Below are 13,982 nucleotides of genomic sequence, written 5' to 3'. Positions count from 1 at the left end.
TCTTAGTTTTTATCTGTTTTTTAATGGTGTTAGTCCTGTAAATAGAATGATGGATCCATTCCGTTCTTTGATAAAGGCTATTAAGTTTATATAAAATGCTAGAGACATAACCTGAAAGAGTGTTAAAAGATACGGTGTTAAATTATGCGAGCAGAAATAGAGACATTAGTTGATGAAATCCAAAAAGCAATTCAGTTGCTAAGGGGGCATCTTTGACTGGGATCAATCACTAAAGCGTCTCGAATATCTTAATCAAAAAGCAGAAGATCCTACACTTTGGGACGATGCACAACGAGCACAAGATATGATGCGTGAGCGTCAACGTCTTGATGATTCAATCAATGGTCTTTTATCATTTACAAAAACACTTGAAGAATGCATTGAACTCATTGCGATGGGGGAAGAAGAAAGCGATGTTGAAGTTATCGCTGATGCAGAAAACTCAATACGTAATCTTAAAAGTGAGATTGATAAAAGGCAAATTGATGTGCTTCTTTCAGGAGAGGCTGATCCTAATGATACCTATTTAGAAGTTCATGCAGGGGCGGGGGGAACAGAAAGCCAAGATTGGGCTTCTATGTTGTTGCGTATGTATATGCGCTGGGCTGAACAGCATGAAATGAAGGTTGAAGTTTTAGAAATTCATGATGGAGAAGAAGCAGGAATAAAGTCAGCGACAATTCTTGTAAAAGGGCATAATGCTTATGGATTGTTAAAAACAGAATCAGGTGTTCATCGTTTAGTACGAATTTCCCCATTTGATTCAAATGCAAAGCGTCATACCTCTTTTGCAAGCATTTGGGTTTATCCGGTTATTGATGATGATATTGAAGTTGATGTTTCAGAAGCAGATGTGCGTATTGATACCTATCGTGCTTCGGGGGCAGGAGGACAGCATGTTAATACGACAGATTCTGCCGTTCGAATCACACATATAAAAACGGGTATTGTTGTTCAATGTCAAACTGAGCGCTCTCAGCATAAAAATCGCGCTACAGCTTGGTCAATGTTGCGTGCCCGTCTTTATGAAGAAGAGCTCAAAAAAAGAGAAGAAGAAAACAGTGCTGTTGAATCTTCTAAAACAGACATCGGGTGGGGACATCAAATTAGATCTTATGTTCTTCAACCTTATCAACTTGTGAAAGATTTACGTACAGGGATTGAAAATACTGATCCACAATCCGTTCTTAATGGAAACTTAGATGCCTTTATAGAGGCCGCACTTTCTCAACGTATTTATGGAAAAGACAAAGAAGTTGAGGATATTCGTTAATGATATATTCCACCTTCAACTGTGCAGATTTATTTCTTAAATTGCTCGTTTTATGGATGTTGTAATATATTAATAGCCCTTGATATGTGAGAGCTTCATATTTTATTGTCCTTTTTTCAAAGTCTTTTCTCATAAGTCAACCCTGCTTATGACAGGAACAAGTGAATTTTTTGATTCATTTAAGATAAGAAAAATTTGAAAGGAGAAAATTTACGATATCAGGAGGACTGATTTAAAAAATAAATAATCAGTTATTCCTATAAATAAACATATTGTAAAAACTGAATCCGTTGGAAAAATAAAATCTATTGGGGAAGGATTCTGTTGCTTCTAAAAATATACTATTTTATACTCCATTATGACGGTGTAAAAGCGTTGCAGCAGCTAAAACATTTTCAGCATGTCCTGATACGCTTACTTTGCGCCATTCCTCTGCAATTTTTCCATTTTCATCAATTAAAAAAGTGCTTCGTTCGACACCCATATATTTGCGTCCGTACATGCTTTTTTCACCCCAAACACCATAAGCTTCAAGGGTTGTTTTTTCTTCATCAGAAACTAAAATGACATCAAGTCCATGTTTTACTTTAAATTTATCGTGTTTTTTTACATTATCTGGAGAGATTCCAATAACAGCAACATCGATTTCATCAAATTTCGTCTTTAATTGTGTGAAATCAAGTGCCTCACTTGTACATCCACTCGTATCATCTTTGGGATAAAAATATAAGACAACAGGTTTTCCTCTAAAGTCAGAAAGACGGACAGTCTCCCCTCCATCGCGTGGCAAGTTAAAGTCAGGAGCAGGAGTCCCTTTCATTGATTTTGTCATGTTTTATCTTTCTTTTTGAGTGAAAAGATCAATGAGTAGCATACAGAGAAGGAATAAAGTTTCAACTCTCTAGAATAAAATTTTCAAAGATTTTTCGCTATCATATAAAAATTATTCTGTCATAAAAGCTCAATGAAAAAATAAGCAAATAAAGCGCAAGAAATACTCCTATCACGGATATAAAATCTATAGAACAAATGAGACATCTATAGATTAAAGAGGTTTGATCAATACATGTTTTTTCTTACCAAAAGAGAGTTTAATGATTCCTTCTACTGTGACATCTTTTTCAATAATAAGGTGTGTCTCATCCTTTATGATTTGATCATTAACGCGTATCCCTCCACCTTGAATATGACGGCGCGCTTCACTGTTTGATTTTGCAAGTCCGGCTTTGACTAAAAGAGAGAGCAATCCAGTGCCTGTTTTTAATTCTGTTGCGCTCATTTCAACCGTTGGAAGATTTTCTCCAAGTGTTTTTTCTTCAAATGTTTTGCGGGCAGTTTCTGCTGCTGCCTCGGCGAGAGCACGTCCATGCAACATTGCGGTAATTTCTGTTGCAAGAATTTTTTTTGCTTCGTTAATTTCAGTCCCTTGTAAGAGAGAAAGTTTAAGAATCTCATCCATGGGTAATGTAGTATAGAGCTTTAAAAACCGTGTTACATCAGCGTCCTCTGTATTGCGCCAATATTGCCAAAATTGATAAGGTGAAAGCATATCGGCATTAAGCCATACAGCACCATTCAAAGATTTACCCATTTTAGCACCGGAAGAGGTCGTCAGCAATGGTGATGTCAATGCGTATAATTGTGGTGTTCCTAAACGATGTCCCAATTCGATTCCGTTAATAATGTTGCCCCATTGATCAGACCCTCCCATTTGCATACGCAACCCATAACGTTTATAAAGTTCAACAAAGTCATAAGCTTGTAGAATCATATAATTAAACTCTAAGAAGGACAAAGAGTGTTCACGCTCAAGTCTGAGTCTGACAGAATCAAATGACAACATACGGTTGACAGAAAAATGTTTTCCTACGTCACGCAAAAATTCTAAGTAGTTTAAATTGCACAACCATTCCGCATTATTCACAATACAAGCATCGGTTTCTTGATCACCGAACGTCAAATAGTTAGCAAATACCTTTTTAATTCCATCAATATTGGCTGCAATATCCTCTTGTGTTAGCAGTCGTCGTGCTTCATCTTTAAAGGAAGGATCACCGATCAATCCTGTCCCTCCGCCCATCAAAGCAATGGGGCGATGGCCGGTTTTTTGTAGCCAATAAAGCATCATGATCTGAAGGAGACTTCCAGCATGTAAGCTTGATGCTGTTGGATCAAATCCAGTATAAGCACTGACAGTTTCTTTTGAAAAAAGATCATCTAAGCCTTTTTCATCCGAAATTTGGTGGATAAAACCACGTTCGCTCATAATGTGTAAAAAATCAGATTTAAAGGCAAACACAGAGTCAATTTCCTAATTTTTAGAGGGCAATCATTTTATATAATAAATGATTATATAATGGATCATTCATGCTTTATCTACCATAAATGACATATATCACAAGAGAACCAGACATATTGGTAATGAAGATAATAATATAGGCATTATTCCCTTTTTACGCTTAAAAAGGGAATTTAACGGAAACCAGTAAATAAAAAAGACACTCTTTTTTATCCTTATTTCTATCCTGAAATAAAATTTAGAAAAATCAGAAATACAATCTAAAAAAATCACTTTGTTATGATCAGGGATGGCTTTTGCTGACTTTTTTATAAATCTTTTGTGTTTTCCTAAGTGAGTGAAAGTATTTCAGGAGGGGGAGCGAGAAATTCATTGGTAATATGGTTATCCAAATAGTGGGCACATCGTTCAATAAGTTCTTCATGAAATCCACTAAAAAAGTGATTAGCCCCTTCCAGTATTTCTTGTGTGATGATAATACCTTTTTGTGTTTTCAATTTATCAACAAGCATTTGAACGTCTTTTGGGGGGGCAACTTTATCGATACCACCGTGAATGATAAGCCCAGAGGAGGGACAAGGTGCAAGAAATGAAAAGTCATAAACATTAGGCTGAGGGGCAACAGAGATAAATCCCTCAATTTCTGGTCGGCGCATTAAAAGCTGCATGCCAATCCATGCTCCAAATGAATATCCTGCTACCCAGCAATTTTTAGAGTCCGGATGTTGTGTTTGCACCCAATCGAGAGCCGCTGCCGCATCTGAAAGTTCTCCTATTCCATAATCAAACTCCCCCTGACTGCGACCAATACCACGAAAGTTAAAACGGAGAGTTGTAAAGCCACGTTGTTGGAACATATAAAAGAGATCATAGACAATTTTATGATTCATCGTTCCACCAAATTGAGGATGAGGATGCAAAATGATCGCAATGGGCGCATTTTTTTGTTGTGAAGGTTGATAACGCCCTTCGAGCCGACCTGCGGGACCGTTAAAAATAATTTCTGGCATAAAATAAATGCTCCTTAAATGCTATAAAAGGCTCTCATTGACCATGGTCGACTTTTACCATAGAATCTCTTAAATAATCATTAGATATTCTTTTTTAAGTGCACTTTTCAAGAAAATTGCGCTATTTTTTCATCAATTCATAAGATTAATAATTGCGATGTAAAATGGTTATAAAACGGCGATATTTTGATCATAACGCAACAACACCGCTAAAAAAAATGGCGCGGATGGCATTACTGGAATCTTTAGAGATATTTGGTAATCCATCATCCGTTCATAAGGAAGGGCGTGCTGCTAAAACTTTATTGCAAAAGGCGCGTCGACAAATCGCTGAAAATCTTAAGACAGATCCAGATAACGTTGTCTTTACCTCTGGTGCGAGTGAAGCAGCAATGACTTTGTTAACACCCTTTTACACGATGGGGAATGCAAAGGTTAAATTTTCCCATCTTTACCTTGGAGCGACTGAACACCCTTCTGTTGCAGAAGGAGGGCGTTTCTCTAAAGAATTGATAAGTGTCATTGCAGTTGATCAAGATGGGCTTATTCAACAAGATAAATTAGATTCACTCTTAAGGGCTCATGATAAAACAAAAGGTTTACCGCTTGTTGCTATTCAAGCTGCAAATAGTGAAACGGGCGTTATTCAACCGTTAAAAGAAATAGCGGCTATTATTCGTGATTTAGGCGGTACTCTTATTGTTGATTTATCACAATATATCGATAAAAATTTTGTTGATATTAATCAGCTAGGAGGAGACTTTTTTATACTGTCTGCCCATAAAGTTGGTGGTCCTAAAGGAGTTGGTGCTTTTGTTTCATGTGGCAATCTCCTTATGCCACATCCTCTTATTATCGGAGGGGGACAAGAAAAAGGCTTACGTGGAGGAACAGAAGCATTGCCTCTTATTGCTGCTTTTGGAGCAGCAATGGCTGATTGTCTCACACAGGAAGAAATAAAACAGCTACTATATTTACGTAATAAATTAGAAGATGGACTCCAAAAAATAAGTCAAAATATTGAAATTTTTGGCAAAAGAGTTCAACGTTTGCCAAATACAACTTACTTTACCGTGAAAAATATAAAAGCTGAAACCATGCAAATTGCTTTTGATTTAGAAGGATTTTCTGTGTCAGCTGGTTCTGCTTGCTCTTCGGGAAAAGTAAAACAAAGCAAAGTATTGGAAGCAATGGGGTATCATATTCCAAATGGTGCCATTCGCATTTCGCTGGGACGTGAGACAACCTCTGAAGATATTGATGACTTTCTATTGTTTTTTTCTCAAATGATAAGCAGAAAAAAGAATGAAATTTTATCATGAGAAAATTATAAAAATTAGAATTATTTTAAAAATCAAATAACTTGGATTGAAATTTTAGCACTTTGCCTATAGCCTTAAGAAATAACTTGCTTAATTTTAATCTTGTAAAAACAAGACTTTTAGTTACCGGTTTTTGATGCCAAAAAATGGAGAAGATTTATGCCGGCAGTACAAGAAACGATACGCCAAGTCCGTGAAATAGATGTTGACCAATATAAATATGGCTTTGAAACGAAAATTAAAACGGATAAAGCGCCGAAAGGTTTAAATGAAGGTATTATCAAATTTATTTCTGCTAAAAAAAATGAGCCTGAATGGATGCTAACATGGCGCTTACAAGCTTACCGTCGTTGGCTGACAATGCAAGAGCCTCATTGGGCGCGTCTTGAGTATCCTAAAATTGATTTTCAGGAGCTTTATTATTATGCTGCTCCTAAAAATCATACGGGGCCAAAATCTTTGGACGAAGTGGATCCTGAGTTATTAGCAACGTACGAAAAACTTGGCATTCCTCTTAAGGAACAAGAGATTTTAGCGGGGGTCAGAAAACAGTCTGATCCTTCTACCTTTGATGACAATGTGTCTGTATCGGGGCAGGTGGCTGTTGATGCGGTTTTTGATTCTGTTTCGGTTGTGACAACATTTAAAAAAGAGCTGGCGCGTGCGGGTGTAATTTTTTGCTCTATTTCAGAGGCGATTATTGAACATCCTGAGCTTATTAAAGAATATTTGGGAACAGTTGTACCAGTAGGGGACAATTATTATGCAGCCTTAAATGCAGCTGTCTTTACTGATGGTTCATTTGTTTATATTCCCAAAGGGGTTCGTTGTCCTATGGAGCTTTCAACTTACTTTAGGATTAATGAACGCAATACAGGGCAATTTGAGCGAACATTGATTATTGCTGCTGAAGATTCCTATGTTTCTTATCTTGAAGGGTGTACAGCTCCCCAACGTGATGAAAACCAACTTCATGCTGCTGTCGTTGAGCTTATTGCCCTTGAAAATGCAGAAATTAAATATTCTACAGTACAAAACTGGTACCCTGGCGATAAAGAGGGAAAGGGCGGTATTTATAATTTTGTGACGAAGCGTGGAGATTGTCGAGGACATAACTCTAAAATTTCATGGACACAAGTTGAGACCGGTTCTGCGATTACTTGGAAATATCCATCCTGTTTACTCCGTGGTGATAATGCGCGTGGAGAATTTTATTCCATTGCTGTTGCAAACGGTTACCAACAAATTGATTCCGGTACAAAAATGATTCATTTAGGAAAAAATACCTCCAGTCGTATTATTTCCAAAGGCATTTCTGCTGGTTTTTCAAATAACACTTATCGAGGACAAGTCACAGCCCATCGAAAAGCACAAAATGCACGTAACTTTACACAATGTGATAGTTTGTTAATCGGGAATGATTGTGGGGCACATACAGTGCCTTATATTGAAGCAAAAAACGCAACAGCTCAATTTGAACATGAAGCCACTACATCAAAAATTTCTGATGACCAACTTTTTTATGTTATGCAGAGAGGAATTCCCGAAGAAGAGGCAATAGCATTAATTGTCAATGGTTTTGTAAAAGAAGTTATTCAAAAACTTCCCATGGAGTTTGCTGTCGAGGCACAAAAGCTTATTGGTATTAGCCTTGAGGGGAGTGTTGGATAATTTTATTTAATGAGAGAAATCGAAGACTTGATGTAACACGGCTGTAACAGTAGAAAATAAGGTAAAAAAATGATCTCTATGGTGATTACAAAAGAGATGGATGTTAAGGCAAAATAGTACGCATTGGTATCTGAAAAAAACAGCCAGAACAGGATTTAATGATGTTAGAGATAAAAAATTTGCGCGCCCGCATTGCCGGGACCGATACAGAAGTTATTCGTGGTTTAAACTTAACGGTTCAAGATGGAGAAGTTGCTGCGATTATGGGACAAAATGGTGCCGGAAAATCAACTTTATCTTATTTGCTAGCTGGTCGTGATGATTATGAAGTAATAGAAGGCGATATTCTCTATAATGGCCAATCAATTTTAGAAATGGATCCAGCAGAACGTGCTGCATATGGTATTTTTCTTGCATTTCAATATCCAATGGAAATACCAGGGGTGGCGACGATGGAATTTTTAAAAGTCGCAATGAATTCTCAACGCAAAGCACGTGGGAGTGAAGAGCTTAAAATTCCTGAATTTATAAAATATGTTAAAGAGGTTTCAGCGAAACTTGAAATAGATATGGATATGCTAAAACGTCCATTAAATGTAGGTTTTTCAGGGGGAGAAAAAAAACGCGCTGAAATTTTACAAATGGCACTTCTTGAACCTAAACTGTGCATTTTAGATGAAACGGATTCTGGTTTAGATATTGATGCATTAAAAATTGTTGCAGATGGTGTTAATAAACTTCGGGATTCAAAACGTTCATTTTTGGTGATTACCCATTATCAACGGCTACTTAATTATATTATTCCTGACACGGTACATGTTCTCTATAAAGGACGAATTATTAAAAGCGGAGACAAATCCTTAGCGCTTTATTTAGAGCAAAATGGGTATGCTGACCTTATCAAGGAGGCGGTTTGAGGCTATTATGAAGATACAGCAAAACTTATTAGCGGTTGAAGAGGATATACTTAGTAAATTTAATCAGTATATCAATGACCTACCGGGTGATAAAGCTGTGAAAGCAATCCGCAAGAAAGCTATTGATCAGTTTCAAACGACACGTCTTCCTTCTCGTAAAATCGAAAATTGGCATTATACCAATCTGCGCACGTTACTGAAGTCTGTGAGCGATTTTTCAAAAGACCAAGACAATCAATCGGTTGATGCATTACTTTCAGAAAGCGCTGTTTTTTCCATGAACAATGGAAAAATAGCGGCGCAGTCAAGGATCGACAAGATTACAGTAAAACGCCTTTCAGATGCATTAGAAGACAATTCTGTATCGATAGATCAAAATATTTCTGATGAGGACTTTATTGGGCAATTAAATACAGCTTTCGTTACAGAGGGTTGGCTTTTTCACATTCCTGAAAATACAAAGTTAAATAGGCCCATTGAATTACAAAATATACAAATGGGAGGACAATCTCATACTTTTTCAGACATAAAAGTTGATAAAAATAGTCAAGTTATGTTTATTGAACATCAGGTTGGCAATGATCAAGAGACCTTTGTCAGTTCAATATTTTCATTAAATATTGCCGCTCATAGTGAAGTTACATGGATTCTTATTCGCAATCGTGGTTTTAATTCTACGCAGTTTGGTCGATTGCGTGCTGTTCTTGCTCAAGGAGCAAAATTATCACTTTATGTCATTAATATAGGAAGTCAACTCAATCGTCAGGAAGTCGATATTGAGTTACAGGGAGAAAAATCTGATTTTCAATTGCGTGTTATAAATTTACTATCAGGACAAACCCATAGTGATCTTACAATGACTGTTCGTCACGTGGAAGAAAATTCAACATCAACTGAAATTATACGCAATGTAGTTACAGATAAGGCTGTGGGTGTTTTTCAAGGGATCATACGTGTTGCTCAAAAAGCGCAAAAAACCGATGCACGCATGGCTTGCAATAGCCTTATCCTTTCAGATAATGCAGAATTTAATGCAAAACCTGAACTGGAGATTTTTGCTGATGATGTCGCCTGTGGTCATGGTGCAACAGTTGCTAATATTAATCGTGATTATCTTTTCTATCTCATGGCACGTGGTATTCCCTTTAAAACGGCTCGTGCTCTTTTGATTAAAGGATTTATTGCCGAGCTTATTGATGACATCCAGCAAGAGAATATCCAGACTGTTTTGGAGAATATCATTGCTCAATGGCTTGAAAAAAATGTTTAAGAGAGAAAAAATGGAAAATGACGTACAAACATTCAATTATAATGTCGAAGAAATTCGACGTGATTTTCCTCTTTTGCATCATCAAGTTTATGGAAAGCGATTAGCCTATCTTGATAGTGGTGCTTCTGCTCAAAAACCACAATCAGTACTCAATGCAATGAATAATTATTATCACTATCGTTATGCTAATGTGCATAGGGGAATGTATTTTTTAGCCAATGCAGCAACACAATCCTATGAAAATTCTCGTGAAACTGTTCGTCTTTTTCTAAATGCTCAAAAAGCTGAAGAAATCGTTTTTACGAAAAATGCAACGGAAGCGATTAATACAGTTGCTTATGGTTGGGCGATGCCCAAACTCAAGGAGGGTGATGAGATTGTTTTAACGATCATGGAACATCATGCAAATATTATTCCTTGGCATTTTCTGCGTGAACAAAAAGGAGTTAAACTTATTTTTGTTCCTGTTGATGAAAATGGAGTTCTGCATATTGAGGATTTTCAAAAGGCTTTAAGCGAAAAAACGCGGCTTGTCGCTATAACGCATATGTCTAATATATTAGGGACTATTCCTCCTGTTAAAGAGATGATTAAGCGAGCACATCAAAATTCTATTCCTGTTCTTGTTGATGGTTCTCAAGGAGCAATACATTTAACCGTTGATGTACAAGATCTCGATTGTGATTGGTATGTCTTTACAGGACATAAGCTTTATGGTCCCACAGGTATTGGTGTTCTTTATGGTAAGGAACATCGGTTAGAGGAAATGCGTCCTTTTCAAGGAGGAGGAGAAATGATTGAGGAGGTAACAACCGATAAGGTTCTTTATAATGCTCCTCCTTATCGTTTTGAAGCAGGTACACCTCCTATCGTTGAAGCTATTGGATTAGCTGCGGCTATTGATTATATACAAGAAAAAGGCCTCCGTACAATTCATGCCCATGAAATGTCCCTTTCAGCTTATGCGCATGAAAAGCTTAAAACCGTTGAATCATTGCGTATATATGGTTGCTGTCCTAATAAAGGCGCTATTATATCATTTGTAATTGAAGGGATTCACGCTCATGATATTGCTATGTTTATTGATAGAAAAGGAGTAGCAATCCGTGCGGGAACTCATTGTGCGCAGCCTTTATTACAGCATTTTGGTTTAACATCTATTTGTCGTGCATCATTAGCCATGTATAATACTCAAGAGGATATAGATCAATTAGTCGAAGCATTAAAAGAAACAAGGACATTTTTTAATGGGTGAGTTAATAGAAGAGCGTCATTCTACAGAATCTACTGAAATTGTAAGCGAAAATGAAAAATCTTACATATCAGCAATTCCCGCAGATGAAATTGATCGTATGACGAATGATATTATTGCTGCTCTTAAAACAGTTTATGATCCAGAGATTCCTGCTGATATTTATGAGCTAGGACTGATTTATCGTATTGATATTGAAGATGATCGTTCAGTAAAAATTGAAATGACTCTTACAGCGCCAGGTTGTCCTGTTGCGGGTGAAATGCCAGGGTGGGTAGAAAATGCTGTCAGTGCCGTTGAAGGGGTTTCGCATGTTGAAGTCACGATGACTTTTGATCCACCGTGGACACCTGAGTGTATGTCAGAAGAAGCGCAAATTGCTGTCGGATGGTATTAACAATACTGTTCATGAAACACATCGCTTTTCGCAAACAGTTAAACTTAAAAACGATCACATGCATTATAATACACAAAAATTAGAACTTATCTGGATTGGAAAAGAAAAACACCCCAAATTGGAACCTCGTATTTTATTAGAAAATCTTGAAAAATCTTATCATGCCTCGCATCAAATATCATCCTAAGATATTTTTGATAATAAACTTATTTTTGGTGATAATTTACTCGCACTCAAAGCACTTGAGCAAGAATATACGGGAAAGGTAAAATACATCTATATTGATCCACCTTATAATACAGGCAATGCCTTTGAGCATTATGTAGATGGTTTGGAGCACACTCCATATGGCTTAGTCTTATGAGAGATAGATTAGAATTATTACATCATTTGCTTGCGGATGACGGAAGTATCTGGATATCGATTGATGATGACGAACAGGCCTATTTTGAAGTAATGATGGATGAAATTTTTGGTCGCCAAAATTTCATCCACAATATTATTTGGCAAAAGAAATATACACTACAAAATGGCTTTCAGATAACCATGATTTTATAATGGTTTATGCCAAAGATAAAATGATTTGGCGCTCTCAATTGCTTCCTCGTTCAAGCGATATGGATGGCGCTATAAAAATCCTGATAATGATCCGCGTTGTCCTTGGAAATCTGGAGATTTATCTGTAAAAAGGGTAACGCCTAAAGATATTTATGAAATCACTACACCTTCTGGACGCAAAGTGATGCCTCCTGCTGGAACGAGTTGGCGTGTTAGTAAAAAAATCTCTGAATTATTAGAAAGATAATCGTATTTTGTTTGGTTCAACAGGAAGCAATGTTCCCTCGATAAAGCGTTTTTTATCAGAAGTAAAAAACGGTATAGTTTCAATGACCATTTGACCCTATAGGGAAGTAAGGCACAATCAAGATGCCAAAAGAGAAGTCAAAGCTTTTAATTCTGATGATGTTTTTACAACTCCCAAACCTGTGAATGGTTAATAGAACGCATCATACAACTTGCAACTAATCCCGGTGATCTTGTCCTAGATTCTTTTGCAGGTTCTGGCACGACTGTTGCTGTTGCTCATAAAATGGGACGCAAGTGGATTATGATTGAACTTGATAAACATTGTCATAGCCATATTATTCCTCGTTTAAAACAGGTGATTGATGGAATGGATCAATGGGGAATTTCCCAAAGTGTCAATTGGCAGGGTGGCGGTGGATTCCGTTATTATTGTCTTACACCTTCTCTGTTAGAAAAAAATCCATGGGGACAATGGATTATTAGTCGCAAATATAATACTATAATGCTTTCAGAAGCGGTGAGTAAACATATGGGATTTGCCTATGCGCCGGATGAAAATTATTATTGGATTCAAGGCTATTCAACTGAAACAGATTATATTTATGTAACAACAAGTGCTATGACCCATGAACAAACTCCTTCTTATGAGCGAAGAGGTAGGTTCCCATCGCACATTGCTGATTTGTTGTGCCGCCTTTGATACAAATGTGTTAGTCTCGATTACTGTTAAGTGCTTTATCATCTATATTAAAGATTCAAAAAGAAATATGACTTTATGAAACATTTTCATAGGTTACTTAACTTTTTGAAATGGCCTAAAAAATAAATTTCTATCACATTTTATGTTAAAAGGAAGTTATACGATACGGCTTACCATAATACCCTCTTTATTTATTCAATAACGCCACACGCTAGACGTGCACCACCTCCACCAAGGGGTAATGGTTTATCTGATTGATTATCTGCCCCTAAATGAATGATTAATGAGCGTCCTGTAATTTCAGAGATTTTTTTCAATCGTGGAGCAAGAACGCTCATCGTGGCATATCCTTGTTTATCAACATAAAGTACTGGTAAATCTCCAAGATGACCATCGACATTATAAGGTCCTAAATGTTTTCCGGTATGTTCAGGATCATAATGTCCTCCTGCGCTTCCAGCAATTACGCCATCTTTTGTATCACATGAAGGATTTACATGTACATGAAAACCATGCATCCCTTCTGGTAAAGTCGATAAATTAGGGATAAAAATCAAACCGTATGTGTTTTCTTCAATTTTAATGCTACCAATAGCCTTTTTTGAATTATTATCTTCTAGTTTATAAATATTTACTTTTGTTGATAGTGCTAATGCAGAGTTTTTATATATTATAAATGATATAAAAACGAATAATGAGAATAATATTTTTTTCATAAAATACCTTTATAATTACTTTATAATAAATTTAATTTATAAAATTAACTTTAATAAAAATAAATTACATAGAAATATTATTTTCTATAAAGATAAATAAACTAAAGTATATTTTATATATTTCTGAACATAACTCTCATTTTTTGATCTATAAAAAATGTAGCCTTTATAGACGGATAATTATATCTCGCTTATTTTTCTTCAAGAGATGCTTAAAAAAATATATTTTTTTGAGGTATAATAATGAATTAATCAACTAATCTTAATAAGTTAGCTAATAATATGATGATCATTTTAGCCAAAAACAGAGCCTATAATTTCTTGATAATTTTAATGTTTTGTTCATAG

At 36.3% G+C, this 13,982-nt stretch carries 14 protein-coding genes and 1 pseudogene; 11 read left to right on the top strand and 4 right to left on the bottom strand.

Going from position 1 to position 13,982, the window contains the following annotated elements:
- Positions 1-144 precede the first annotated feature (144 nt).
- A protein-coding gene (prfB, locus tag T429_RS0104615) for a peptide chain release factor 2 (RefSeq protein WP_126418249.1) occupies positions 145-1,273 on the top strand; the annotation gives its coding sequence in 2 pieces (ribosomal slippage) (positions 145-213 and positions 215-1,273; 1,128 coding nt in all).
- A 346-nt stretch (positions 1,274-1,619) separates the two neighbouring features.
- On the opposite strand, the gene bcp is transcribed toward prfB, so the two are convergent.
- The 3 genes from bcp to T429_RS0104600 form a co-directional block, all read right to left on the bottom strand.
- Positions 1,620-2,105 carry a thioredoxin-dependent thiol peroxidase gene (bcp, locus tag T429_RS0104610; protein WP_026500882.1) on the bottom strand — a complete coding sequence of 162 codons (486 nt, stop codon included), beginning with the start codon at positions 2,103-2,105 and terminating at the stop codon, positions 1,620-1,622.
- A 213-nt stretch (positions 2,106-2,318) separates the two neighbouring features.
- Complete coding sequence (gene tyrS / locus T429_RS0104605; RefSeq protein ID WP_005773569.1) at positions 2,319-3,572, bottom strand: tyrosine--tRNA ligase; 1,254 nt, start codon at positions 3,570-3,572, stop codon at positions 2,319-2,321.
- 329 nt (positions 3,573-3,901) lie between these two features.
- The gene (locus tag T429_RS0104600; protein WP_005773567.1) at positions 3,902-4,582 is read right to left on the bottom strand and encodes an alpha/beta hydrolase; all 681 of its coding nucleotides are present in this window, start codon (positions 4,580-4,582) and stop codon (positions 3,902-3,904) included.
- Between the two features lie 164 nt (positions 4,583-4,746).
- Here T429_RS0104600 and T429_RS0104595 point away from each other — a divergent pair, with 164 nt between their 5' ends.
- From T429_RS0104595 to T429_RS11255, 10 genes and pseudogenes are all read left to right on the top strand, one after another.
- A complete protein-coding gene (locus T429_RS0104595) occupies positions 4,747-5,904 on the top strand; it encodes a cysteine desulfurase family protein (protein ID WP_005773566.1) in 1,158 nt (385 codons plus the stop codon).
- 159 nt (positions 5,905-6,063) lie between these two features.
- Positions 6,064-7,575 (top strand): Fe-S cluster assembly protein SufB, encoded by a 1,512-nt coding sequence (gene sufB, locus T429_RS0104590; protein WP_005773565.1) that lies wholly within the window; start codon positions 6,064-6,066, stop codon positions 7,573-7,575.
- A gap of 161 nt (positions 7,576-7,736) precedes the next feature.
- Complete coding sequence (gene sufC / locus T429_RS0104585) at positions 7,737-8,492, top strand: Fe-S cluster assembly ATPase SufC (protein ID WP_005773564.1); 756 nt, start codon at positions 7,737-7,739, stop codon at positions 8,490-8,492.
- A gap of 7 nt (positions 8,493-8,499) precedes the next feature.
- Entirely contained in the window at positions 8,500-9,762 is a 1,263-nt protein-coding gene (sufD, locus tag T429_RS0104580) for a Fe-S cluster assembly protein SufD (RefSeq protein WP_005773563.1), read from the top strand.
- Between the two features lie 10 nt (positions 9,763-9,772).
- Positions 9,773-11,017 carry a cysteine desulfurase gene (locus T429_RS0104575; protein WP_005773562.1) on the top strand — a complete coding sequence of 415 codons (1,245 nt, stop codon included), beginning with the start codon at positions 9,773-9,775 and terminating at the stop codon, positions 11,015-11,017.
- Complete coding sequence (locus tag T429_RS0104570; RefSeq protein ID WP_005773561.1) at positions 11,010-11,411, top strand: SUF system Fe-S cluster assembly protein; 402 nt, start codon at positions 11,010-11,012, stop codon at positions 11,409-11,411. Before T429_RS0104575 ends, T429_RS0104570 begins: the two co-directional genes overlap by 8 nt.
- Before the next feature lie 360 nt (positions 11,412-11,771).
- Positions 11,772-11,969, top strand: coding sequence for a DNA methyltransferase (locus T429_RS11270; RefSeq protein WP_026500881.1), 198 nt, complete (start codon positions 11,772-11,774; stop codon positions 11,967-11,969).
- A 25-nt stretch (positions 11,970-11,994) separates the two neighbouring features.
- Complete coding sequence (locus tag T429_RS11265) at positions 11,995-12,216, top strand: hypothetical protein (RefSeq protein ID WP_026500880.1); 222 nt, start codon at positions 11,995-11,997, stop codon at positions 12,214-12,216.
- Between the two features lie 192 nt (positions 12,217-12,408).
- A pseudogene (locus tag T429_RS11260) lies at positions 12,409-12,489 on the top strand (DNA methyltransferase); the annotation flags it as partial.
- A 30-nt stretch (positions 12,490-12,519) separates the two neighbouring features.
- Positions 12,520-12,918 (top strand): hypothetical protein, encoded by a 399-nt coding sequence (locus T429_RS11255; protein ID WP_005773558.1) that lies wholly within the window; start codon positions 12,520-12,522, stop codon positions 12,916-12,918.
- A 191-nt stretch (positions 12,919-13,109) separates the two neighbouring features.
- On the opposite strand, the gene sodC is transcribed toward T429_RS11255, so the two are convergent.
- Entirely contained in the window at positions 13,110-13,634 is a 525-nt protein-coding gene (gene sodC / locus T429_RS0104545) for a superoxide dismutase family protein (RefSeq protein WP_005775119.1), read from the bottom strand.
- Positions 13,635-13,982: the final 348 nt, after the last annotated feature.

This window comes from Bartonella elizabethae F9251 = ATCC 49927 (assembly GCF_000518165.1).
Taxonomy (GTDB): Bacteria; Pseudomonadota; Alphaproteobacteria; order Rhizobiales; family Rhizobiaceae; genus Bartonella; species Bartonella elizabethae.
This window is presented reverse-complemented; position numbering and strand designations above follow the sequence as displayed.